At 46.6% G+C, this 22643-nt stretch carries 19 protein-coding genes and 14 tRNA genes; 9 read left to right on the top strand and 24 right to left on the bottom strand.

Translation table 11 applies throughout. The features are described from left to right. Window positions 1-264: 264 nt before the first annotated feature. From EOPP23_RS04925 to EOPP23_RS04855, 15 genes are all read right to left on the bottom strand, one after another. A tRNA-Gly gene (locus EOPP23_RS04925) sits at window positions 265-340 on the bottom strand. Window positions 341-372: 32 nt separating this feature from the next. Next, window positions 373-448: transfer RNA gene (locus tag EOPP23_RS04920), tRNA-Glu, on the bottom strand. Window positions 449-489: 41 nt separating this feature from the next. Further along, window positions 490-565, bottom strand: a tRNA-Ala gene (locus EOPP23_RS04915). 59 nt (window positions 566-624) lie between these two features. Next, window positions 625-1581, bottom strand: a complete 957-nt coding sequence (locus EOPP23_RS04910) for an SDR family NAD(P)-dependent oxidoreductase (RefSeq protein ID WP_153764831.1) — start codon at window positions 1579-1581, stop codon at window positions 625-627. Window positions 1582-1729: 148 nt separating this feature from the next. Beyond that, a tRNA-Glu gene (locus EOPP23_RS04905) sits at window positions 1730-1805 on the bottom strand. A gap of 41 nt (window positions 1806-1846) precedes the next feature. Further along, window positions 1847-1922: transfer RNA gene (locus EOPP23_RS04900), tRNA-Gly, on the bottom strand. A 36-nt stretch (window positions 1923-1958) separates the two neighbouring features. After that, window positions 1959-2034, bottom strand: a tRNA-Glu gene (locus tag EOPP23_RS04895). Window positions 2035-2077: 43 nt separating this feature from the next. Then, window positions 2078-2153: transfer RNA gene (locus EOPP23_RS04890), tRNA-Gly, on the bottom strand. A 33-nt stretch (window positions 2154-2186) separates the two neighbouring features. Then, window positions 2187-2269: transfer RNA gene (locus tag EOPP23_RS04885), tRNA-Gly, on the bottom strand. A gap of 49 nt (window positions 2270-2318) precedes the next feature. Next, window positions 2319-2394, bottom strand: a tRNA-Glu gene (locus EOPP23_RS04880). A gap of 43 nt (window positions 2395-2437) precedes the next feature. Continuing rightward, window positions 2438-2513 (bottom strand) — tRNA-Gly (locus EOPP23_RS04875). Between the two features lie 47 nt (window positions 2514-2560). Next, window positions 2561-2636: transfer RNA gene (locus EOPP23_RS04870), tRNA-Glu, on the bottom strand. Between the two features lie 42 nt (window positions 2637-2678). Further along, window positions 2679-2754, bottom strand: a tRNA-Gly gene (locus EOPP23_RS04865). Window positions 2755-2930: 176 nt separating this feature from the next. Further along, a tRNA-Glu gene (locus tag EOPP23_RS04860) sits at window positions 2931-3006 on the bottom strand. Window positions 3007-3061: 55 nt separating this feature from the next. Next, window positions 3062-3137 (bottom strand) — tRNA-Ala (locus EOPP23_RS04855). A gap of 319 nt (window positions 3138-3456) precedes the next feature. Between EOPP23_RS04855 and EOPP23_RS04850 the strand changes: the two genes are divergently transcribed. Next, window positions 3457-4173: a YebC/PmpR family DNA-binding transcriptional regulator gene (locus EOPP23_RS04850; RefSeq protein ID WP_153764830.1), complete on the top strand. Its 717-nt coding sequence runs from the start codon at window positions 3457-3459 to the stop codon at window positions 4171-4173. Window positions 4174-4259: 86 nt separating this feature from the next. On the opposite strand, the gene gltX is transcribed toward EOPP23_RS04850, so the two are convergent. Further along, entirely contained in the window at window positions 4260-5750 is a 1491-nt protein-coding gene (gltX, locus tag EOPP23_RS04845; RefSeq protein ID WP_153764829.1) for a glutamate--tRNA ligase, read from the bottom strand. Between the two features lie 96 nt (window positions 5751-5846). Between gltX and EOPP23_RS04840 the strand changes: the two genes are divergently transcribed. After that, a complete protein-coding gene (locus EOPP23_RS04840) occupies window positions 5847-6920 on the top strand; it encodes a protein kinase (protein WP_153764828.1) in 1074 nt (357 codons plus the stop codon). A 46-nt stretch (window positions 6921-6966) separates the two neighbouring features. Here the strand turns inward: EOPP23_RS04840 and EOPP23_RS04835 are convergent, their stop codons facing one another. Continuing rightward, window positions 6967-8223 (bottom strand): sodium:proton antiporter, encoded by a 1257-nt coding sequence (locus EOPP23_RS04835; protein WP_153764827.1) that lies wholly within the window; start codon window positions 8221-8223, stop codon window positions 6967-6969. 70 nt (window positions 8224-8293) lie between these two features. Further along, on the bottom strand, window positions 8294-9922 hold the full coding sequence (locus tag EOPP23_RS04830) for a hypothetical protein (protein ID WP_153764826.1): 1629 nt from the start codon (window positions 9920-9922) through the stop codon (window positions 8294-8296). A gap of 886 nt (window positions 9923-10808) precedes the next feature. Here EOPP23_RS04830 and EOPP23_RS04825 point away from each other — a divergent pair. The 3 genes from EOPP23_RS04825 to EOPP23_RS04815 all read left to right on the top strand — a co-directional run bounded on the left by EOPP23_RS04825 (window position 10809) and on the right by EOPP23_RS04815 (window position 13120). Further along, window positions 10809-11699 carry a hypothetical protein gene (locus EOPP23_RS04825; protein WP_153764825.1) on the top strand — a complete coding sequence of 297 codons (891 nt, stop codon included), beginning with the start codon at window positions 10809-10811 and terminating at the stop codon, window positions 11697-11699. Window positions 11700-11782: 83 nt separating this feature from the next. Further along, window positions 11783-12607, top strand: a complete 825-nt coding sequence (locus EOPP23_RS04820) for a hypothetical protein (RefSeq protein ID WP_153764824.1) — start codon at window positions 11783-11785, stop codon at window positions 12605-12607. 135 nt (window positions 12608-12742) lie between these two features. After that, on the top strand, window positions 12743-13120 hold the full coding sequence (locus EOPP23_RS04815) for a RidA family protein (RefSeq protein WP_153764823.1): 378 nt from the start codon (window positions 12743-12745) through the stop codon (window positions 13118-13120). Between the two features lie 77 nt (window positions 13121-13197). Here the strand turns inward: EOPP23_RS04815 and EOPP23_RS04810 are convergent, their stop codons facing one another. Beyond that, window positions 13198-13761 (bottom strand): DUF2058 domain-containing protein, encoded by a 564-nt coding sequence (locus EOPP23_RS04810; protein ID WP_153764822.1) that lies wholly within the window; start codon window positions 13759-13761, stop codon window positions 13198-13200. Window positions 13762-13952: 191 nt separating this feature from the next. Here EOPP23_RS04810 and EOPP23_RS04805 point away from each other — a divergent pair, with 191 nt between their 5' ends. From EOPP23_RS04805 to EOPP23_RS04795, 3 genes are all read left to right on the top strand, one after another. Continuing rightward, window positions 13953-14951 carry a hypothetical protein gene (locus EOPP23_RS04805; protein WP_153764821.1) on the top strand — a complete coding sequence of 333 codons (999 nt, stop codon included), beginning with the start codon at window positions 13953-13955 and terminating at the stop codon, window positions 14949-14951. Between the two features lie 144 nt (window positions 14952-15095). Continuing rightward, window positions 15096-15605 (top strand): shikimate kinase, encoded by a 510-nt coding sequence (locus EOPP23_RS04800; RefSeq protein ID WP_153764820.1) that lies wholly within the window; start codon window positions 15096-15098, stop codon window positions 15603-15605. 161 nt (window positions 15606-15766) lie between these two features. Beyond that, window positions 15767-17002 (top strand): hypothetical protein, encoded by a 1236-nt coding sequence (locus EOPP23_RS04795; RefSeq protein WP_153764819.1) that lies wholly within the window; start codon window positions 15767-15769, stop codon window positions 17000-17002. A gap of 61 nt (window positions 17003-17063) precedes the next feature. On the opposite strand, the gene EOPP23_RS04790 is transcribed toward EOPP23_RS04795, so the two are convergent. The 5 genes from EOPP23_RS04790 to rplM all read right to left on the bottom strand — a co-directional run bounded on the left by EOPP23_RS04790 (window position 17064) and on the right by rplM (window position 21044). Continuing rightward, window positions 17064-17819: a cytochrome c1 gene (locus EOPP23_RS04790; protein ID WP_153764818.1), complete on the bottom strand. Its 756-nt coding sequence runs from the start codon at window positions 17817-17819 to the stop codon at window positions 17064-17066. Continuing rightward, a complete protein-coding gene (locus EOPP23_RS04785) occupies window positions 17819-19054 on the bottom strand; it encodes a cytochrome b N-terminal domain-containing protein (RefSeq protein ID WP_228550606.1) in 1236 nt (411 codons plus the stop codon). The genes EOPP23_RS04790 and EOPP23_RS04785 overlap by 1 nt, the downstream gene beginning before the upstream one ends. Further along, window positions 19051-19644, bottom strand: coding sequence for a ubiquinol-cytochrome c reductase iron-sulfur subunit (gene petA, locus EOPP23_RS04780; protein ID WP_153764816.1), 594 nt, complete (start codon window positions 19642-19644; stop codon window positions 19051-19053). Before petA ends, EOPP23_RS04785 begins: the two co-directional genes overlap by 4 nt. Before the next feature lie 566 nt (window positions 19645-20210). Further along, complete coding sequence (rpsI, locus tag EOPP23_RS04775) at window positions 20211-20603, bottom strand: 30S ribosomal protein S9 (RefSeq protein WP_153764815.1); 393 nt, start codon at window positions 20601-20603, stop codon at window positions 20211-20213. 12 nt (window positions 20604-20615) lie between these two features. Then, window positions 20616-21044, bottom strand: a complete 429-nt coding sequence (gene rplM, locus EOPP23_RS04770) for a 50S ribosomal protein L13 (RefSeq protein WP_153764814.1) — start codon at window positions 21042-21044, stop codon at window positions 20616-20618. Window positions 21045-21392: 348 nt separating this feature from the next. Here rplM and EOPP23_RS04765 point away from each other — a divergent pair, with 348 nt between their 5' ends. After that, on the top strand, window positions 21393-22424 hold the full coding sequence (locus EOPP23_RS04765) for an aldo/keto reductase (RefSeq protein ID WP_370514629.1): 1032 nt from the start codon (window positions 21393-21395) through the stop codon (window positions 22422-22424). Window positions 22425-22643: the final 219 nt, after the last annotated feature.

The raw sequence follows: 22643 nt of genomic DNA, 5'->3' as shown, positions 1-22643 counted from the left end.
AAAACCAGTCGCGTAGACTGGTTTTTTTTATTGGAGCGGGAAACGAGACTCGCCCTTGCTATTAAGAGACGACCCCAACCTTGGCAAGGTTGTGCATGCATTTCTCTTAGGCATAAAAAACCAGCCGCATGGACTGGTTCTTTGTATTGGAGCGGGAAACGAGACTCGCCCTTGCTATTAAGAGACGACCCCAACCTTGGCAAGGTTGTGCATGCATTTCTCTTAGGCATAAAAAAACCAGCCGCATGGACTGGTTCTTTGTATTGGAGCGGGAAACGAGACTCGAACTCGCGACCCCAACCTTGGCAAGGTTGTGCTCTACCAACTGAGCTATTCCCGCATGATATTTTTAAGACTTATCATGTCTGAAAGTGGCATCCCGTAGGGGACTTGAACCCCTGTTACTGCCGTGAAAGGGCAGTGTCCTAGGCCACTAGACGAACGGGACGCAATATTTCCAAATCTTTAACAGCAAAACTAGTAAAGAGTTGGTGGAGCCTAGCGGGATCGAACCGCTGACCTCAACACTGCCAGTGTTGCGCTCTCCCAGCTGAGCTAAGGCCCCATCGTTTCGCTTTGCTTTGAACCGGAAGCCGGTGTCGACGCAGCGAACGAGGCAGAATATTAGGGTTCTGCCGCTTTTCTGTCAATACCTTTTTTTATAGAACTGTCGACGTTTATATCGATAAAGTCACGAACGAACTGCTGATGCTTTTCTCGTTGCTTGATCCTCTGCTGATTCCCTTTTGCATCTTTATAAACAGATTGCGCTCGAGCCATGCCCCTCTCATTCGCTTGAGTTCTAAAGTCAGGCCGACTTTCATCAATTAACTGCACCAGTTTTTTAACTACCCTCTTCGGTTCTTCTCCCTGGTTAAACCTCTGCTGAAGAAACGACAAAAACTGATTGGTACCTGCACCGGCTGTATCTCTCTCAACTCGACGGCTACCGATATGGGAGTTATTAATAATTGACGTCCTGGTAGCACCCGGCTGAAAAACCAGCACTTTTATCCCGTAGTCTGCAAGATAACCAGACTGACCAAGAGACAATGTTTCCACCGCTGAGCGCGTAGCTGAATAGCTTTCCTGCAAGCCTCTGGGATCAAACGCCTGAACACTGGATACATTGATGATCAGCCCCTGCTTCCTGTCTCTCATGCCAGGAACAACCGCCTGAGTGGTTCGCTGATAACCTACTACATTGACATTGAACAGCTCCAATAACTGTTCTGGTTCAACACTTTCTACCGAGCCCAATACCATATAACCAGCATTGTTAATCAGCACATCAACTGCTCGACCACGCGCTTCAATGCTGGCGACCGCTTCTCTAACTGACTCAGTAATACCCGGGTTCATTTCAATAAGCTGGTAACCATTGTACTGACCAACCAATTGTTTCTGACGCGTTGTGCCGTAAACAATGAAGTCACTTCTACTTCCAAGCTCTTCAACTACTGCCTTGCCGATGCCACTGGAAGCACCAGTAACCAGAACAATCTTTTTCGGTGAGGCATATAGGACGCTGGATGCAAGCAGGAACAAAAGTATCAAACAAGCTCTTAAGGGGACTCTCATGCCATTTATCTTCTATTTATTAGCAGAGAGTAAAAGGTAGCAGTGCGATTCGGAGCCTGCCATTTCAGGCAGAGCGAATCGAAAGAGAGGAGTCACTTTTTTAAAGGCAAAAAAAAGCCGATACATTCCTGTATCGGCTTTCTAAAAATGGCATCCCGTAGGGGACTTGAACCCCTGTTACTGCCGTGAAAGGGCAGTGTCCTAGGCCACTAGACGAACGGGACACAATTCTGTGTCTATCTGCTTTCACAGACAGCCTAAATTCTGGAGCGGGAAACGAGACTCGAACTCGCGACCCCAACCTTGGCAAGGTTGTGCTCTACCAACTGAGCTATTCCCGCATGAAGATGTTTTATGACTTCTTCAAAAGTCGAAAATGGCATCCCGTAGGGGACTTGAACCCCTGTTACTGCCGTGAAAGGGCAGTGTCCTAGGCCACTAGACGAACGGGACACAATTCTGTGTCTTTATGTCTTGGTAAACATAAAGCCTAATTTGGAGCGGGAAACGAGACTCGAACTCGCGACCCCAACCTTGGCAAGGTTGTGCTCTACCAACTGAGCTATTCCCGCAGTGAAGATGTTTTGTGACTTCTTCGAAGTCAGAGCGGGAAACGAGACTCACTCTTTAACTCTCAGGCGACCCCAACCTTGGCAAGGTTGTGCTCTACCAACTGAGCTATTCCCGCAGTGATATGTTTATGACTTATCGTGTCACTCTCTAAACGAGAGAGAATATGGCATCCCGTAGGGGACTTGAACCCCTGTTACTGCCGTGAAAGGGCAGTGTCCTAGGCCACTAGACGAACGGGACACAATTCTGTGTCTTTATGTCCTGGTAAACATAAAGCCTAATTTGGAGCGGGAAACGAGACTCGAACTCGCGACCCCAACCTTGGCAAGGTTGTGCTCTACCAACTGAGCTATTCCCGCGGCGATATGTTTATGACTTATCATGTCACTCTCTAAACGAGAGAATATGGCATCCCGTAGGGGACTTGAACCCCTGTTACTGCCGTGAAAGGGCAGTGTCCTAGGCCACTAGACGAACGGGACACAATTCTTTGTGTCTGTCTGATGGTGCAGACAGCCTAAATCTGGAGCGGGAAACGAGACTCGAACTCGCGACCCCAACCTTGGCAAGGTTGTGCTCTACCAACTGAGCTATTCCCGCAGTGAAGATATTTTATGACTTCTTCGAAGTCAGGAAGAATGTTTTACGACCTATTCAAAGTCAAATGCAGAGAGCTGACTAGCTAGCCATCTCACTGCGAAAGTGGAAGTTATTTAACGACATCTTCAGGTCGGTGCGAAATCCGTAGTTATCACTACATGACTTCGCAGGAAGAGTGGCATCCCGTAGGGGACTCGAACCCCTGTTACTGCCGTGAAAGGGCAGTGTCCTAGGCCACTAGACGAACGGGACACAATATTTCCATTCTTTTAGACGATACTTTTAACAAAAGAATCCATAAAAGAATTGGTGGAGCCTAGCGGGATCGAACCGCTGACCTCAACACTGCCAGTGTTGCGCTCTCCCAGCTGAGCTAAGGCCCCAGAGCGTTTTACTCATCAAGAATTTCTTTAAGAGTCATTCGAAGACAGCAACCTCTGTTTGAGAAGTTGTTTTGTTGCCCCCGAAACGCAGGGCGAATGATATGGATGCCCCCCCAACCTGTCAAGCACCACTTATGAAAAAAACATCAAATAGAGCAGATGGTTATGTCTATTAGTTTGTCTTCAGCGGCACCTAAACCATCGCTACCCTTAGCAAGCTGTACTCACTCATTCACAACAGACGTTTCCACCACTGGCCATCAAAAGTTAGAATCCCACCATCTAAACTTCTTTTCACCCAATTCAGTGAGACAGAACAATGGGCAGAGCCTATCAAAACCGTAAAGAATCCATGGCTAAAACCTCTGACGCTAAAGCCAGGGTTTACAGCAAATACGGTCGCGAAATCTATGTAGTCGCAAAGTCCGGTGGTGTTGAGCCAGACGGCAACCTGGCACTGCGCAGCCTGATCGACCGCGCCAAGAAAGACCAGGTTCCATCCCACGTAATCGAAAAGGCGCTGGATAAGGCCAAGGGTGGTGGTGGTGAAGACTTTTCCACAGCTCGTTACGAAGGCTTTGGTCCTGGCGGCACGATGGTAATTGTCGAATGTCTGACCGACAACCCAAACCGAACCTTTGGTGACGTGCGCCAATGCTTCACCAAGACAAAAAACAAGATCGGCAACCAGGGCTGTGCCAGCCACATGTTCGATCACAGTGCGATCTTTGTTTTTAACGGTGATGATGAAGAAGCAGCGTTGGAAGCATTGATGGAAGCGGATGTTGATGTCAGCGATATCGAATGCGAAGACGGTAAGATCACCGTATTTGCGCCACACACCGAGTTTGCCAAAGCACGAACTGCTCTGGTTAACGGCTTTGAGGGCATAGACTTCGACGTTGAAGAGATTCAGTTTGTACCACAGAACCCTACCACCATTAGCGGTGACGATATTGAGGTTATGGACAGAATGCTGGCACTGCTCGAAGATTGCGATGACGTACAAAACGTTTATCACAATGCTGAATACTGATTAATTAATAGTCATCAGAAGAAAGGCAAGAAGCTAACGGGCCTTTGCCAGTTAGCTTCTCTACTTAAAGAGGAGGAAGCGGGGCCTTATTCTTCAGCACCCAGTACTCTGAACTCTTTGTCAAAACGCTTGGTTTCTTTCTTGGACAATCCACCCAGCACATTCACTGCATGACGCAGACGCGCACGAGTCATATCCGCACCCAGAATTTCCATGGAGTCCATAACAGACCAGGAGTTAGGTGTTCCGGCTATGGCGACGAAGATCGGATGGTTAAAATCACCCAGCTTCAGGCCCATTTCCTTTGACAGGGTTTTGATCTCATTAAAGATGTTGCCCTTGTTCCACTGACGCAGCTGTTCAAGACGCCACAGGGTAAACTGCAGAACCTTCTTCACATCAACCGGCTCCAGCTTCTTGTGAGCAAAATCGTCTTCAGACAGATCCAGCATGCCAGAGAACATAAAGCTCGCCATCGGTGCAAAATCAGCCAGTGTTTCTACACGACCCTGAGCGTGTGGCAGGAACTTCATAATGTAGTCGCTGTTCAGCAGCCACTTATGCAGACGATCAGCAAACTGTTCAGTGGACAGGTCTTCACGAATCCAGCTGGCGTTCAGCCATGACAGTTTTTCCTGATCAAAGATAGGGCCACCCAGAGAAACACGCTTGATGTCGAAGTTCTCGATCATGGCATCCAGACTGAACTTCTCGCTTTCGTCCGGCATGGACCAACCCATACGACCGAGGTAGTTCAACAGAGCTTCTGGCAAGTAACCCGCATCACGATAGTAAGTAATGCTGGTTGGGTTCTTACGCTTGGACAGCTTGGACTTATCCGGGTTACGCAGCAGAGGCATATGGCACAGCACCGGCATATCCCAACCAAAATATTCATACAACAACTGGTGCTTAGGCGCTGAGTTGATCCACTCTTCACCACGAATAACGTGAGTAATTTCCATCAGATGGTCATCAACTACGTTAGCCAGATGATAGGTTGGCATACCATCGGCCTTTACCAGCACCTGCATATCAACCTGAGTCCAGTCGATTTCGATATCGCCACGCAGCATGTCGTTAACAACGCACTTGCCTTCAGCTGGAACCTTCATACGAATAACGTGAGATTCACCCGCCGCGACTTTCGCTCGAACGTCATCTTCGCTCAGATGCAGACAGCGACCGTCGTAGCCGGAACCGGATTTATTAACTTCCTGCTCTTTACGCAGTTCATCCAGACGCTCGGAAGAACAGAAACAGCGGAAAGCATGGCCTTTTTCCAGCAGGATATTGGCATGCTGGTCATAGATTTCGCGACGCTCGCTCTGACGGTATGGACCGTGAGGACCACCAGCATCTGGACCTTCATCCCAGTCCAGACCCAGCCAGCGCAGGGAATCCAGAATCTGTTGCTCAGATTCAGGCGTACTGCGGGCCTGATCGGTATCTTCTATACGAAGCAGAAACTGGCCACCCTGGCTCTTGGCAAACGCCATATTAAAGAGGGCAATATAAGCCGTGCCCACATGGGGATCACCGGTTGGAGAAGGAGCAACACGGGTACGAACAGTCATGGTTTCGCGCTTCCTGACAAGAAATGCTGAAAACCGGGCATTATAACGGCAACCCCCGTATTCCCCAAAACACTACCGACCTTGGTCGTAATTATTGTGGTTTTTACCGGTAATCCAACATGTGTACCGCCAATCAGGTCACTTTTTCTTTGGTCTAATACCCTCGCACACCGGCTGAAGGGATACTTTGGCCATTGCTTTCAGACAGAGGATGTTGATATGTATATGACGGCTACTCAACCACAAGGCTCAGGCTTCGGACTACTAGGAACCCTATGGAACGCTGCCGAATCAGCAAAAAATCTTTCATCTTCTACCTGGTCAACCTTATCCAGTTGGTTTGCAGAAAAAGAAGTTTCAGTGGCAGAGCTCGTAACCCCTTACCTGGATCAGCGTCACAGTATCGAGAATGAAAAAACATCAGTCTCATTCTTCACCGACCAACATGGAAAGCGATGGGCTAAAAAGCTCAACCACAAATCACTGAGTGACAGGGAAGTATATATGTTCAAGAAATGCCAAAACCTCCCTCATGTTGTAAAAGGCTCCGTAGTCACCAGTGACAGCGGAAATGCCATTTTGATGGAAGATGCGGGGGTGAATATGGTTGAGTTAATGCTATCCCTAGAGCAACAAAGAAACTCTGCCGCCCTGCCTGAAAGTCTATTCAAATCAGTAGCAGATCAAATCATACAGGGGCTGGCTGAGATGCATACGGATAGGCTGATTCATAGCGACATCAAGCTGGCTAATATTACTATCGATGACGAAGGTCAGGTCAAACTTATTGATCTCGAGACCGTCATGACTCCAGAAGAAGCCCAAAATTCTATTGGTTATAAGTCCACCTACGGCTATCTGGCTCCAGAGTGTTACTCCAAAACCATACCACCATCAAAAGCTATCGATATCTTTGCTGCCGGGGTTGTTTTATATGAGCTACTATCCGGTGAGAGATTTATTTCTGGCACTACACAAGAAGAAACAAACAAAAATAACGAGAATATATGTAAAAGCAAAGAGTCTCTGAAGGAGTTCATTGACGAAAAGCTTGCCTATGCTTTTGAAACTGAGAAGTATGGAGATTTACTAAGAAAAATGCTGTCCTTCAATCCAGACGACCGACCTTCAGCACAGGAAGCACTGAACACTCTAAGAGAGATAAATTAAAAACTAAAAACCAGCCCTCCTCTCATTTATTCAAGGCTGCGTAGTATCACTGCCCTTTAACTTCCAGCTTTTTCATCAACCAACTTATACTGGTTCCCTGCATCAGCAGGGAAAACAGTATGACAGCCAGCGTCATATCAACAATCAACATTCGCTGCGGTAAATCGGCTGGCAGTGACAGCATAAGCGCCACAGGCACTACACCTCGTAACCCGCCCCAGAACATCAACAGTTTGGTATTTCTATCCACAGGGTCTTTACGCTGGATTTGATTTGAAACCCCTAGCATGGAATAAACGACTATAACTCTGGAAATAAGAACAACAACAACCGCAATCAACAGCCAGGGTAGATGCTCCATCAGCCTGTCGGGATTTTTGAACAACAGATCCTCTTTAATACCCAACAAAATAAAGATCAGGCTATTGGCCAGAAATGCCATGAATTCCCAATAAGGCAGCAGGAACTCTTTTATCTTCCCGGCCAACGCTCCAGATAATGAATTCCGTGTGACTAAACCCGCAGCAATGGTGGACATAACACCCGACACTTCCAGCAGATGATCAGCAATTACAAAACTGCCATAGGCAAGCAGAGTTGTGTGAGCCAGCTGAACAAAAGGCTCGTCGGTTTCAATTTTTAAGAGACCTGACGTTATCCAAGCAAGAGCTCCGCCAACAAGAATGCCGCCAAAAAACACCAGCATAAACGACCAAACACCATGAAGAACGGTCAACCCTGTGACACCACTGCCCACCTGAACCATTGACAGGACAATGCCAAAAATAACGATGGCTGTAGCGTCATTAAAAAGGCTTTCTGCATCCATCAACAGGGACAGTCGTTTTGGTGCCCCCAGTTCTTTGAACAAGGCAATGACAGCAACCGGATCAGTAGCCGAGATCAGTGCGCCGAAGAGCATGGCTGCTGTTAACGTCAGTGGCGAAATAGCACCTATCAGAAAACCCACAAACAGCATCGATATCAGTACACCAGGCACTGCCAGCATCATGACCGGCAATAAATCATGAAACAGCCTGCTGGCTTTCATATTAATGGCAGCATCAAAGATCAGTACTGGCAGCAAAACATACATGATTAAATCATGGGTCAGCGGCACTTTGCGCAGCAGGTCAAAGGTATCAGAATATCTGGCCAACTCCGCCAGTAGCATACCTATAACCACAAGCCCTACTGTGTAAGGAAGCCTGATTCTTTTCAGCCAGATCAGTGATCCCGTGGCGAGCAGAAGTAATCCACAAATCATAAGAACCGGAAGCGCCAAATCAGAAGCGGGTTGCATAGGCCAACCTCAGAGAGTAGAAAATAAAACAGGGCAGGAATCAAATAAACAAGATAGCAGCAGTTACTTGTTACGGCTTATCACTTCCTTTGTCAGCCCTTCTTACTTTATCGTCGTAAATGGTTTTAGCATCTTTAACTTTTTTAAACTGCTTGCTACAAGCCTTGAGTGCTTCAATCACAGCATCATAAGTTTCTTCATGGCCGGGTCGTTTCAAATTTGCACGAAAGCCCTCTAATGCCTTACCTAGCGCCTCTAACTTCATTCTGTACTTTTCAAAACTCTTTAGTATTGATTTCACCTCATTGCATTCAATACTCTTCAGATCTTGAACAGTTTTTTCAATGGCGCTTAGTTCCTTTCCAGCGGTAACTGCATCCCAAACACCTGTTGTTAGCTTGTACTTTTTCAGTACTTTTCCCAGAGCTTCAAACACCAAACCTCTCAGCTGACTGACTGGCAATTCAATTTCGTCAGAAGAAGCTTCCATTGCCTTTGGGACTATCTGCTGATAAATCCGTGAAGAAATACAAACTTTAGGGTCTGTTAAAACATCTACAGGCCTTCCTTGTAATGCAGGAAAAGACTGGCCAACGATAAAAGTACTCCTCTGCCAGTAAGGCAGAGTGCTAGCTGGAACATTACTTGCTAAAAACAGGCTTACAGCAGTCTTAAGTTTTGAAAGTTCAGCCAGAGCTTCCATCTTCTCAAGACCGGCAAGATTTATTGACTCACCTTCATCAACACCCTCCAACCTCAACTCGACCTGTTCAAGCAACTCCAGCAGCGTCAGAGCAACCGGGTGGTACTGAGCTTGAAATTCGAGAAGCAAATCGATTTTCTCCTTGACCTCAGGGTTGAGCTTTTGCACAACCTTTATATCTTGCATAACCTTTTCAGCGCTTAATTGGCTCTTATGATACGTGTCAGAACTGCGCTCCAAACCTGTAACTTCATTTGACTGCTGCCGAAACCCTATTGATTCACGGGCAATGTCCTTGATCTTGAGGGCCTCCTGCATTATTTGGTATTGGTCCAGATGCTCAAAAGCCTCCACGAGTTCGGGGCTTTCAACGGACGAGAGCATTCCATGCTGCCTCTTCAGGGCAGCAAGAATAATATCAACCAATACAGAGGTAGATACCTGATAAAACGGCTCACTCTCCTCAAAAACAACAGGCTTTACTCCATCAAGCACCACTTGAATAGCCTCTAATTGGTGGCTCGGTATTAAAAACTGCTCATCACTTACCGGACAGTTTCTCTGGCCACCCTCCTCAATAACTGAGGGCTCTACAGATTCATCTATTTTTGAATCAATGACTAAATCCGAAAAATCATATCGAGACTGGCCCCCTATCTGCCCTGGAATATCTGCCGTTTGAAGTTCTCCCCGATCATGCCAGATATTCATATTGCTCTTTTTATATTCAGGGAGTGCATCTCTATACGAACCATCCAGTTTCATCTGCTTTTCAGTCTCGTCATCTCTCTCGCCTGACTGCTCTCTTTTTCTTTTTGCCCCCCCTTGCTCTGAAGTCTCAACAATAAGATCTTTCCAGATAAACTGTGTATAGAAATCTTTCTTTGCTTTACTCACTGGCTGAGTAACAACCTCCTCAGGGTCAGTCGCCTGCCATGACCACTGCCCCTTGGGGTTCACTGCCCCATTAGCCGCCTTATCAGCTTTAGTCAGCAAACTACCGAAAGCAGCGACTTCCTGCTGGCTGAACCCATGTTGATCAAATCGCTGCTCACTGGAGAAATCTTTAAGCCATTTTGAAAGATTTGGATATTGTTGAATGAAATCAGAATGTGTATAGGGCGTTTTTTTAAATTTCTTCGCTGCTTCCTGACGTGCTTCCCAATAGATATGATAAATACGACCCAGCGTACAACCTTGATACTCTTTCTCCATCCAGGTAGGTAAAAAACCCAAATTCTTTTGAAGGTCCTTCTCGAGGTCATCTCCCTTCGGCTGCTTTGCCACTAAAGCTCTTTCATAGTTAAAGGCTAAAGGCACTGAGCGCCAATCAAAGCTGCATTTGCCCAATTCACAATCTAATAGGTCCGCTATATACCTCGCTTGAGCCACGTCACTTTCAACTCGACTACCATTCATCTGCTCCAGATGATGAAGCGTAAGAATCAACCAGTTATAAAGAGCGTGTTCACCTCTGAAAAACGACATACACTCATCAGATAGTGGCTCTGCCATAATCGCAGCAAGCTCTTTAGCTTTATTCTCAATTTTTTTATTGTCCGTGGCTTTCAAGCCTTCTGACAAGTCGCTCTTCGGAGGCAATTCTGCAACCCGGTAACGGTAAATACTTTTACTTTCCTCAAAGCGCTGAAAGAAAGGGTCAGGCGCTTTTGGAAGGTATTGCACTTCTGCCGCATAAATCACCTGATCAACATCCTTTTCATATGCTGCTGAAGAGTGACTCTTTGCAGGTCCGCCCGACGCACCTAACCCATCCAAACGCTCTCTCCTTCTTCTATTAACCAACCCTGCTCACTGGCATTCCCAAACTAACAAGCTATGTTTGATAGGTTGTTAAGAACTGAACGGCAAAACTGACGCCTTGATAGTAACTATCCCCAGAGAAGCTGTTTTCTCAAGAGCCATCATTCAGATAATTCTGATTGTTGCTTCTGTAGGGATTCTTTCAGCTTGCACGAATAATCAGCACAACAGTCCTAATAAAGCCCTTGAAAAACTCGATATCAGTGAACTAAAAATGGCCATGCTGGCCGACATCAGCAGCACAGTGGTCAGTGATGGAGAGCTGTCCGGAGAAGTTAAGACAGATATAGCCCGACTGGCTATCACCCCTTTGAGACGCTCTCCTGAAATTCAAATAGCAGGAAATGACGCCATCACCCGTCCCGTAGCCGTCACCTTTCAAAAAGCATTTGAACAGAGCCTGCTAAACATGATTGCCGAGTCCCAGGTCAGTGACGCTGCGGCCATTATCCACACCCGAAAGCCTACAACCCCTTTGTGTAACCCGGCCAAACAAGCTCTGAAAGCAAGCATGGCTAAAGCCATGCAATCGGACCCAAAACGGATAAAAACCATTGAAGACCGAACCGTTACTCTCAGGGATATGGCATCGACCGGTGCCCCGCTAAACCTCCACGTTGCCTACATAAAAGGCGGGCTGGACCAGAGATCAACTACAGAGCAAGCCGTTTATCGACAGGAAATCGAAAACGCAGCCAATACCAGCCTGCACGACGATGAGATGAACTGTACCGAAATGCCTGACGACATTGTTGGCGCATCCTACATTCTCAAAACCAAAATGGGACATACTCTCTACTTCGCCAATAACGGCACTCAAGCCAAGGATGCCGGTAAACAAACGTTATGGCGCTACTGGTTTGGAGGGCTCAATGATGCCTCTGTAGACAAGCGGTACAATGAGGTTATGGATTATCTGAAAGAGTGTGGACTGGATCTTACCCGCTAAGCTTTCCTGCATTTAAAGAGGAACTTCCATTCGACTACAAAGTCCAAAGCCAAACGATATTAAGCTTTCGATGGACTCTGCCAATGCGCTGGTACCTTCTTTTTTTTCTTGTGTGGATAACGTTTATCCAGGCCGACATCTATGAGCCTATGACACTTCTGGCACTGAGAGACAGTCATCAAAGCCTGAAAGAACTCAGAAACAATCTCAATACCTTTAGTGAAGAGACGTTAATTACCAAGCCAGCCATACGGGACATGCTCTCCACAACGCCTTCCGCAGAAACCCACATCAAACTGTCAGGGCCAGACAGCCAGACTCGACCTGTCGCCGTGACTTTTCAACGAGCCTTTGAGCAATCCATTATTAAAATGCTTCACTCAGGAAAAATAACCGGTGCAACTGCCATTATTCATACCGATCGCCCGGCAACGCCTTTGTGCAACCAGAGTGGACAAGTAGTCACCGACTCTCTGCCTGATGAGATAAAATCAGACCCGAACCGACTAAAAACCATTAAAGATCGCACTCAATCGGTAAGACTTCTGGCTCAAGAAAAAAAGGTTGATCTCTACATCACCTATTCAAACCAGGGACTCAACAAGCGAACTGAAAAGGAACGTTCGACTTACTTCAAAGAGCTGAAAAATCGCAACAATATTGCTCTTCACGACGTAGAACTCTCCTGCCCTTCTATTCCTGAGAAGCTTTCTGGAGCAACCTATATCCTGAAACTGGCCAACGGGGAAAATCTGATATTTTCTCTGAACGGCAGTCAGGCACAGGATGCAACCAATGCCATGAATTGGGAGTACTGGCTCGACTCTCTGAACAACCCCGTCATGCAGAAAAGACTCGATCAGATTCTGAATTATTTAAAAAACTGCGGTTTAAACATCAGCGTTTAAACGGGACACTTCCTCACTCAGATCAATAAATACTCAGAAACTCTTGGGATTCCGTGTTATACACAATGACATATCGAAAAGTCACTGATTAGAATGCCTGATTGTTTCATCCCCCTCGATAAGTGATCACTGGTTATGCATAAAGTCATTGAAACGCCTGACGCCCCTCCTGCCATCGGCCCTTATTCTCAGGGCATTCAGTTTGGCGATCTGATCTTCACCTCAGGTCAACTGCCCATTGAACCGGAAACCGGTGAGATTGTGGAAGACACTAAACTCCAGGCACACCAGTGCCTAAAAAACCTGAAATCAGTACTTGAAGCTGCAGGCAGCAGCCTTAATAACGTTAAGAAAGCGACTGTTTTCGTGAAAAACATGGATGACTTCACCGACATCAACGAAGTCTATAAACAGTACTTCTCATTCCCCTTCCCAGCCAGAAGTCTGGTTGAAGTAGCAAGGCTGCCAAAGGATGTGAAAGTAGAAATTGAAGTGGTCGCGACCACTGTTTGATATTTATACATCTGAAAAAGGAGGCGATCAGCCTCCTTTTTTGCATCTGCAGCAATCCCTTTTGGAATAATGCCTTTTTACCACATCAGATCGTCTGGAATTTCAAAGTCTGCGTACCAGTCTTTTTCTTCCTCGGTCAGCTCTTCACCCACCTTGGTTTCCTGAATAACAACAGCTGTCGGAATGCGTTCCTGAATTTTGGTGGCAACCGTTGTTGGGATAATTCTGAATTCTTCTTCAGTACCATTCATCAGAATACCAATGGCATACAGACTACGACTCAAGCGCTCCTGCTGCTCTTGAGTGACGTAAATCTTCTTAACCTTGCTATCAACAACAAAGTTATAGCCCAGTTCACCCCTGTCGCGAGAAATGGTATTCATTTCAATCAGCTGACGCACCTGAGCCTGAATCGCCTTCTGCTGACGTTCGTCTTCCAGTTTACGGTTCAGTTCGCGGTCGCGTGCGGCTTGCTCAGCCTTCTGTTTTTCCAGTTCAATTCGGCGTTTTTCCTGCTCGGTCATCTCTCCGGATTTTACCGCCTGTTTCTTTTTCTTTTTGGTACTGCTTTTGGCCTTAAGGGCCTGCTGTTTGGTGGCCAGACCGGCACCCATTAGCTGATCTCTCAGAGATTTGCTCATTATTTGTTCACACTCACATATTCTATTTAAAAAAAGATAGTCAAAATTTAGCGCCAGATATTAACAACACAAGCAATACTGAACCAGTCAAGTAACGGTAACTGAGCAGTTAGTATTGATAACCATCAAGAACTAACTGCTCAGCCAAAAGTCCGAACTATAAGGAATTATTCAAATGCACAGGACCCAATATGCTTTCATCTTCATTACAACCAGCCAGACATCATAACAACCCCCTCTCAGAAGACTCTTCCTCAAGCCCTGAAGATGACAAGCAAACATCAGAACCTGCTTTGAACCTGCAAAGAAAACCTATCCAGGCCTGTGATCAAAAACGACTAAGAACGTTTCAAATCAGCATAACGACTTCCGCTCCTCGACCTGCCTCACCCCAAAGAATTAATAACATCTACCAAAATGCAGCGGAAGATACAGAAGAAGCAACAATTCAAGGCAATCTCCGCAAGCTGGAGCAAAGGTTAATTCCCGAATCATGGGTTACTCAGAATAAAACCATAAACCCTCTGCCTTCAAAGCCTTTTAAAACCCTCACCCCAATGGCTGCAGGCTATCAGACACTAATTCGTCGACATTTCATGATGTACGGTTTAATCGATAAAGAATGGGTTAATAAACTATCCGGTGAGCTTCTCAAACTTGGCATTCGCTCGTGTCTCGAAATTGGTGCAGGTAATGGCTGGCTGGCTCAAGCACTGACTGAAACAGGGATCAAGATGTATCCCACTGACTTAAAGCTTTATCCGGAGTGCAACTATACAACTGGCTTTAGTGTTGAACAGCTAAGTGCAGTAGAGGCAATTGATAAATACCAGCATCTGACTCAAGCACTGGTTATGAGCTGGCCTGACAGACATAATTCAGGGCTGATTGACCAATGGCCTGAAGATCAGTGGATCATTTATATTGGGGAAGGACCTTTAGGTAAGATGACAGCATGCTTTCGATTCTTCGAACAATTTAAGACTCTCAGTGTCATCGAAACTCCAAACTGGAGCGGTGAGCACGCAGTATGCCTGATTGGAAAAAAGTCCTTCTCAGGTGGTGATTACTATCTTGATAGCATGGGTTATAAAAGAAACAATAACTTCATTCAACTCCACCCAACTCTTGCCAGCCAAAAACACTTTATGCCTGTAGCCGATCGATTCCAGACCAAAATCCACCCCTGATTTCGTCCTATTTATTCCAATTACAACCTTTTCTTTCAGATCAACAAGGCATCATTTCAGTTAAATCATCTATATCACTTGCAGCAAAGCAGGCAAGTGATTAAAAATACTCATCAAGATCAGCTAGCAGTCAAGACTCAAATAATGAAAACCAATATCACACTGATTGGCATGCCAGGTGCAGGTAAAAGCACCATTGGCATCATTCTCGCCAAGGACATGGCTTATGGATTTGTGGACACAGACGTCCTGATCCAGATCAGTCGTCAGAAAACACTGCAGGATATTCTGGACAAGTCCGGATACATGAAGCTGAGAGAGATTGAAGAAGAAGAACTGCTTAAGGTAAACCTTCAACACCACATCATCGCTACCGGTGGCTCAGCCGTATACAGCGACGCGGCTATGAAACATCTGTCAAAAGAGTCCGTTATTGTGTTCCTGGACCTGGACCTGGATCAGATTCGCGATCGCATTCATAACTTTGATACCCGCGGCATTGCCCGCTCTGACGATCAAACCATTGAAGACCTCTTTGAAGAGCGAGTATCTCTTTATAAGAAATATTCAGATATCACCATCAATTGCCGTGAATTGCATCAGGATGAGCTGGCTCTGGATATTATGAAAAAAGTCATGCCCCTACTTAATTGATCTCAAGTCATAGTCCTTCACACACTAACGCTTCACTGCCAGCAATGATTATTGCTGGCATATTTACACCCATACCGCCACTTACTCAACATTCCCGTTTTTTCAAGCAGTGCATGTCAATGTCGATACATGGAGCAATAGCACCTTTCAGGTAGAGAGTCATGCAATTAGGCAGAAGAAGCCCTGCAGTCAGCGCTGACGCATTGAAGAACCAACTTGCAACCATACTTAAGGAAGAGTGCAGAGTCCTGGCCGACGAATCTGACATAGGAATAGATCGTAAGGGACAGCTGCACACTCGGGAATCCTACAGCAGAAAATACACTGGCTGGGTAGGATGGGTTCTTACCAAATTCAAAATCACCGATTCTCTCTTTAAACGCTCCCAAAAAAGACTGGTTTCAGTTTTAGGTAAAGAGGTTAAAGGAAGCCTCGACATAACCCAAAGAAAAATTGAACACGCAATGAGGGTTGGCCAAAAGCCCACATCTTTTGGCAATGTAAGCAGGATTGTAAGTAGAATCAGCAAACCCTTCACAGACCATATTGACGACTGGGAAAGTGTGGACAAGAGCATCGAAATAGCTCGTGAAATAATTTATTACGGCGCAACCGGCGATCGACAGTTATGGCGGTACGCTACTACCAGCGATAACCCGCAGCCATGGAAAACCTATCCTCCGACCCTCACTGACTTTGCTAAACCATTATCTCCAGATCAAAACTCTATCTTAGATACACTCTATGAACACGTAGACAGCTTTCTCGATGTAATCGGTATTGATGATGCCAGGCGATCCAGCTTTCGAGAGCAGGCTGGCGATGATAAAAACAAGTTAACCCTTATGGCACTGAAATTTTATCTAGGCAAAAACAACACACATACCAGTACTGATAACCCCCCGGAGAAAACATGGAGCAACTTTCTCGAGGCACTGGAAAGTAACGACTGGGGCAGAGAGCTTGCTTCACAAATTTCAAATTATCACGACCATATAGAGAGCAATGGCACAGATACAGAGTCAGAATTTAAAGCACTGAAAGAGAGGTCATGGTTTCTTAGCCCTATTACGACTGCCACGCTGGAAAGTTTTCTCACTGAAAATAAAGAGTCATTAACAGAGCTTGAGGACGCAGATAACCAGTCAGATCTTTTTGTACGTCTCCAGAAGCTCGCTCCTGAAAAAGAACTAACAGAGACAAGCGAGATTGCAGGTTTGCTTCATGACCTAAGCCAAAGCAATATCCATGTTTCTTTGTCTTTGCGCGAAAACCCCAATATACGAGCGTGCACTGGCGCACTCATTCTTCAATTAGTAGCGGCAGGAAAAAAGGATATAGCAGACGACCTGGTTCATTTTTTGGATGAGCACATACCTCAGCAAGCAAGTGGATAATAAACGTCTAGAACAAAAAAACCCGGCACTTAAGGCCGGGTTTTTCACATCTCACTGAAAATCAGTGGACGTCTTTCCAGTACTCACGCTTAAGCAGCAGAGTAACAATGAACAGCAGAACGATAAACAGCAGGACATAGATGCCCAGGCTTTGGCGTTCCAGCTTCATTGGCTCGGCAGAGTAAGACAAGAAGTTGGTCAGGTCATACATGGCCTGATCAAACTGCTTCGGCTCCATGGAACCCTTACGCTTTGGATCAACCGTCAGACCACACACCTTTTCACCGGTCAGCGGATCAACAGCTGTCGGGCTTGTATCGCCACAGTTGTCGATCTGAACACCTTGAAGCTCCATCAAAACATGAGGCATACCCACATCCGGAAAGACCTTGTTATTTACGCCCCAAGGACGCTTGTTATCTTCGTAGAAAGTACGTAGATAAGTGTACAACCAGTCTTCACCACGAACACGAGTCACCATGGTCAGGTCTGGTGGTGTCGCACCAAACCATACCTTGGCTTCTTTCTCGTCCATGTTGTTGAACATCAGATTACCAATCTTGGAATCCTTGCTCATCAGGTTCTTCATCATCAGATCGTGCGGGATACCAATATCGTCAGCCACACGCTCAAAACGCTGAAACTGAGTCGCATGACAACCGGCACAGTAAGCCATAAACTGCTTGGCACCGCGTTGCAGAGACGCCTTATCCGAATGATCTGTCTCGATATGATCCAGCGGATAGCCAGATCCACCGGCAGCTAGAGCCAACACGGGTAACAGAGACAATACAAAAGTTATAATTGCTTTTTTCATTATCCGGTCACTCTCTCTGGTACTGGCTTGGTCTTTTCCCATCTGGTGTAGAACGGCATCAGCAGGAAGAAAGCAAAGTAGAACAGAGTGCTGACTTGCGCCAACAGTGTATAAGTCTGAGTTGCAGGCTGAGTGCCCAACCAGGTTAATAGGGCAAATACGATGGCAAAGAGGAGGATACCCACTTTGCTGAACATACCCTTATAACGCCAGGAGCGAACAGGACTGCGATCAAGCCACGGTAATACAAACAGGATCGCGATTGCGCTACCCATTGCAATAAGACCGCCCAGCTTGGAATTGATCGGACCAATATCAAAGGTAATCGCACGCAAAATCGAATAGAACGCACCCATGTACCAAACCGGTGCAATGTGTGCAGGCGTCTTCAGAGCATTTGCCTGTTCAAAGTTAGCGTGTTCAATGAAGTAACCACCCATTTCCGGCAGGAAAAATATCACAGAGCAGAATACGAACAGGAACACCGCCACACCCACCAGATCTTTCACTGTGTAGTATGGATGGAAAGGAATACCGTCCAGAGGTACACCATGTTCGTCCTTATACTTCTTGATATCAACGCCATCAGGGTTGTTGGAACCCACTTCGTGCAGCGCAATAATATGCAGCAATACCAGACCGAGAATAACGATGGGCAGTGCGACAACGTGCAGAGCGAAGAAACGGTTCAGGGTGATACCGGAAATCAGGAAGTCACCACGAATCCATTGCTGCAGGTCAGGACCAATAACAGGAATAGCACCGAACAGGGAAATGATTACCTGGGCACCCCAATAAGACATCTGTCCCCATGGCAGCAGGTAGCCCATAAAGGCTTCAGCCATCAGCGCAAGGTAAATCGCCATACCAAAAATCCACACCAGCTCACGAGGGGCTTTATAGGAACCATAAAGCAGACCACGGAACATGTGCAGATAGACAACAATAAAGAAGAAAGAAGCACCGGTTGAGTGCATGTATCGAATCAACCAACCGTATTCCACATCACGCATAATGTATTCTACGGACGCAAACGCTGCTTCAGCGCTTGGCGTATAACTCATGGTCAGCCAGATACCGGTCAGCAGCTGGTTGACTAAAACCAGCATCGCCAGAGATCCGAAGAAGTACCAGAAGTTAAAGTTCTTTGGTGCGTAATATTTACTGAGGTGATCTTCCCAGACGCGGGTAACCGACATCCGTTCGTTCACCCAACCCATGAATTTACTCATCAGGCATTCTCCTCATCTTGACCGACAATCACAACAGTGTCGCTTTCAAAGGTGTAAGGAGGCACGACCAGATTGGTCGGTGCAGGAACGCCTTTATATACACGGCCGGCCAAATCAAACTTGGAACCGTGACATGGACAGTGGTAACCACCTTTCCATTTTGGTTCAAATTCCATCGGCTTAACTTCAGGCATGTATTTTGGAGAACAACCCAGGTGTGTGCAGAGACCCACCAATATCAGGTATTCTTCTTTGGCAGCACGATACTCGTTTGCAGCATAAGATGGCTGCTCGGATTTCTCGGACTTTGGATCGCGCAACAAATCATCCTGAACAGGAAGATTGTCTAACATTTCCTTGGTTCTGCGAACCACGAAAACCGGCTTTCCTCGCCACTCAACTACGACTTGCTGTCCCGGCTCCAATTTGCTGAGGTTCACCTTCACGGGAGCACCAGCAGCTTTCGCCTTGGCACTTGGATTCCACGATTTCACGAAAGGTGTTGCGACCCCAACGGCTCCGGCAGCCCCCACCACCGAAGTCGCAGCCACGAGAAAGCGGCGCCGGCTGGTATTTACGCCGTTGTCACTCATTAACCTACTCTCCCCATCAGGGCATTCATGCCCAATGACTTCTTTTAATTCACGGGTGGGACTTGAATAATCTTCAGCAAAGCCTGTGCCCCTAAACAAAGCTTTTTGGTTTCAATCAAAGCCGGTAGCTTTAATCAAAGCCGGTAGCCTCAGACATAAGAGCCTAGCAGGGAGAAAAAGAGTAATCCTTTTAATTCAGGACTCTTTTTGGAGGGACTGTCTTGGCGACTTTTCCCTTCCCCGAATAGAGCTATATTCTGTTTGTACCTGCCCACCCTAGCAGCAATGCGTAATGATACTGGTTTTGCAAACTATACAAAAGCCTTACATGCGCTTTTACTTAATTAGCCTGCAACACCCCTTACGCACACCTGAAAATTATTTTTTCAATGCCTGTTTGAATGATTTTTTACTGACTCGCATCAATGAAGCTTTCACACATCATCATAAAAAACCAAAAGACAACAACCTGGTATCGGAAAAATAATTTCCAAAAGAGCAAAAAAAAACGCCCGCAAAAGCGGACGTTTTCGATCTGAACGGCGCCTGAAACAGACGCCAGCAGATTAACGCTTGGAGAACTGCGGACGCTTACGCGCTTTACGCAGACCAACCTTCTTACGCTCAACTTCACGGGCGTCACGAGTAACGTAACCAGCCTTGCGAAGAGATGGGCGCAGAGTTTCGTCATACTGCATCAGAGCACGGGTGATACCGTGACGGATCGCACCAGCCTGACCAGAACCACCACCGCCAGTAACGGTGATTTTCAGGTCAAACTTTTCTAACAACTCGGTCAGTTCCAGAGGCTGACGAACAACCATACGAGCAGTCTCACGACCGAAGTATTCGTCAAGGCTGCGACCGTTAACAACGATGCTGCCGGAACCTGCTTTCAGGAAAACACGAGCGGTAGAGGACTTACGACGTCCAGTACCGTAGTATTGAGTCACTGACATAACTACCCCCGATTAAATGTCAAGTTTCTGTGGCTGCTGAGAAGCATGCGGATGCTCAGTACCAGCGTAGACTTTCATCTTGCGGTACATTTCGCGGCCCAGAGGACCTTTTGGCAGCATGCCTTTAACAGCCTTTTCGATGATCATTTCTGGCTTATGTGCGATCAGCTTTTCAAAGCTGGCCTCACGCAGACCACCAGGGAAGCCAGTGTGACGGTAATACATCTTGTTAGATGCCTTACGGCCAGTAACGTGCACTTTCTCAGCGTTAACAACAACGATGTAATCGCCGGTGTCTACGTGAGGAGTGTACTCAGGCTTGTGCTTACCGCGCAGGCGGCTTGCAATTTCAGTAGCCAGACGACCGAGGGTCTTGCCTTCAGCGTCTACCACGTACCAGTCACGTTTTACGGTTTCTGGCTTCGCACTAAAAGTTTTCATTAATTTCGCCTCAATGATATTGCTCACGCAATACCTGTTCTAACTTGGCCGTTCCCTTGTGGGTGGAGCCAGGCTAATAGCTCTATCCCATTTTGAATCCGGCCTGTTGAAAACATTGGGCGCTCATTTGGGAAACGGGTGCGGTATTATATCGCCTGTGTGCAGGAATGAAAGCCCTTTATAGCTCTTAAACTTGAGTTTTCAGGGAATCAGCGGAAACTACTGTGCCAACAGCGTTATACCGCCAGCCAGTCCAGGCCGACAATATCGTTTAATCGAATAAGTCGTATTATAAAAGCTGTAGATTACCCTGCCCTCGAAAAATTTGAATACGGAGCACTCCTTACTGTGGAAATGAGAACACTGGGAAATACTGACATCGAAGTCAGTTCTATCTGTCTGGGCACCATGACATGGGGTGAACAGAACACTCAGGACGAGGCTTTTACTCAGCTCGATATGGCTGTGGACTATGGTGTCAATTTCATCGATACCGCAGAAATGTATCCGGTTCCTCCAAAATCAGAAACCTACACAGCCACCGAAACTATTATTGGCAATTGGCTGAAGCAGCGTGGCCATCACAATGATCTGGTACTGGCCACCAAAATCTGCGGCCCGGGCTTCGACTATATGAACGGTGGTCGAATGATGACGCCGGAGCATATTGAAAAAGCCATTGAAGGCTCCCTGAAGCGTCTTGGGGTTGAATGCATCGACCTTTACCAGCTGCACTGGCCTGACAGAAACACCAACTTCTTCGGCAAGTTAGGTTATGAGCACCTTGAAGGCTTTAATGGAACTCCGATTGAAGAAACCATTGATGCACTGGAAAAGCTGATCAAGGCAGGCAAGATTCGCCAGTACGGCCTTTCCAATGAAACACCATGGGGCTCGATGGAACACCTGCGCATCAGCCGAAGTAAGAGAATGACCGGCCCGGTTAGCGTTCAGAACCCTTACAACCTGCTGAACAGAACGTTCGAAGTTGGACTGGCTGAAGTAGCTCACAAAGAAAATCTGGGCCTGCTGGCCTATTCGCCTCTGGCTTTCGGAACACTTTCTGGCAAATATATGAACGGAGCCAGACCTGAAGGGGCAAGACTCAGCCTTTATGAACGCTTTCAGCGCTATAACTCGGATGAAGCCATTACAGCCATTACCGCTTATGTAGAACTGGCACGAAAGAACAATCTGGATCCTGTCCAGATGGCTCTGGCTTATGTGACCAGCCGCAGCTTTGTGACCAGTAACATTATTGGTGCAACTTCTCTGGAACAGCTTGAGAGCAATCTGAAGTCATCAGAGCTGGTACTTTCTGAAGATATACTCAAAGGCATCGAGGCCATCCACAAAGCACAACCAAACCCCGCCCCATAAACACCAATAATGACAGAGGTGCTGAATGGCTCCTTATGCAGCACCTCTGTTCTCGCACCAGAACAACAAATACTCATACTGAGAACTAAAAATAATCTACCTTTATATGCAGTGCGCTTTCATGCCTTGGCAACAATGGCAGCGCAGTTGCTCCGTTCATCCTTCTTTCAGTTTATTAACAAAAGCTGACTTAACATTTAAACGAATAGAGCTATTCAT

Source organism: Endozoicomonas sp. OPT23 (genome assembly GCF_009653635.1).
Classification (GTDB): domain Bacteria; phylum Pseudomonadota; class Gammaproteobacteria; order Pseudomonadales; family Endozoicomonadaceae; genus Endozoicomonas_A.
Note: the sequence above shows the minus strand (reverse complement) of the source record. Positions and strands in the feature narration are given on the sequence as shown.

What these genes read in the sequence shown, in the direction of transcription:
- EOPP23_RS04910 (WP_153764831.1), bottom strand. Translation starts at nt 1,581, where the DNA reads ATGAGAGTCCCCTTAAGAGCTTGTTTGATACTTTTGTTCCTGCTTGCA.
- EOPP23_RS04850 (WP_153764830.1), top strand. Translation starts at nt 3,457, where the DNA reads ATGGGCAGAGCCTATCAAAACCGTAAAGAATCCATGGCTAAAACCTCT.
- gltX (WP_153764829.1), bottom strand. Translation starts at nt 5,750, where the DNA reads ATGACTGTTCGTACCCGTGTTGCTCCTTCTCCAACCGGTGATCCCCAT.
- EOPP23_RS04835 (WP_153764827.1), bottom strand. Translation starts at nt 8,223, where the DNA reads ATGCAACCCGCTTCTGATTTGGCGCTTCCGGTTCTTATGATTTGTGGA.
- EOPP23_RS04820 (WP_153764824.1), top strand. Translation starts at nt 11,783, where the DNA reads ATGCGCTGGTACCTTCTTTTTTTTCTTGTGTGGATAACGTTTATCCAG.
- EOPP23_RS04815 (WP_153764823.1), top strand. Translation starts at nt 12,743, where the DNA reads ATGCATAAAGTCATTGAAACGCCTGACGCCCCTCCTGCCATCGGCCCT.
- EOPP23_RS04810 (WP_153764822.1), bottom strand. Translation starts at nt 13,761, where the DNA reads ATGAGCAAATCTCTGAGAGATCAGCTAATGGGTGCCGGTCTGGCCACC.
- EOPP23_RS04805 (WP_153764821.1), top strand. Translation starts at nt 13,953, where the DNA reads ATGCTTTCATCTTCATTACAACCAGCCAGACATCATAACAACCCCCTC.
- EOPP23_RS04800 (WP_153764820.1), top strand. Translation starts at nt 15,096, where the DNA reads ATGAAAACCAATATCACACTGATTGGCATGCCAGGTGCAGGTAAAAGC.
- EOPP23_RS04795 (WP_153764819.1), top strand. Translation starts at nt 15,767, where the DNA reads ATGCAATTAGGCAGAAGAAGCCCTGCAGTCAGCGCTGACGCATTGAAG.
- EOPP23_RS04790 (WP_153764818.1), bottom strand. Translation starts at nt 17,819, where the DNA reads ATGAAAAAAGCAATTATAACTTTTGTATTGTCTCTGTTACCCGTGTTG.
- petA (WP_153764816.1), bottom strand. Translation starts at nt 19,644, where the DNA reads ATGAGTGACAACGGCGTAAATACCAGCCGGCGCCGCTTTCTCGTGGCT.
- rpsI (WP_153764815.1), bottom strand. Translation starts at nt 20,603, where the DNA reads ATGTCAGTGACTCAATACTACGGTACTGGACGTCGTAAGTCCTCTACC.
- rplM (WP_153764814.1), bottom strand. Translation starts at nt 21,044, where the DNA reads ATGAAAACTTTTAGTGCGAAGCCAGAAACCGTAAAACGTGACTGGTAC.